General features: G+C 22.6%; 1 pseudogene. It reads left to right on the forward strand.

The features are described 5' to 3' along the window. Positions 1–258 precede the first annotated feature (258 nt). Positions 259–332: pseudogene (locus ACJDTP_RS27560) on the forward strand (fructose-6-phosphate aldolase); the annotation flags it as partial.

Below are 332 nucleotides of genomic sequence, written 5' to 3' on the forward strand. Positions count from 1 at the left end.
TGAAGTTTTGAATTTGTTAAGAACAGCTTAACGAGCCATGCAAAGCATGTTTCATATAATTTTATGAATAATTCAGGGTAAAATCTAAATAATAAAATATAAGTTTATTTAGATAATAAATAAAAGTATAATCCAAAGTTTATGTAATTAAGGATTATACTTTTATAATATAATTATTGGATATTTATTAGTTGAATTAATTACGAATAAAGAATAGGAAATTAAAATAAATAAAATTAAGGAATAGGGGCGTAAAAAATGAGATTTTTTTTAGACACAGCAAATGTAGAACACATTAAAGAAGCAAATGAAATGGGAGTAATATGTGGTGT

This window comes from Candidatus Clostridium helianthi (assembly GCF_045310795.1).
GTDB classification, from domain to species: domain Bacteria; phylum Bacillota; class Clostridia; order Clostridiales; family Clostridiaceae; genus Clostridium; species Clostridium helianthi.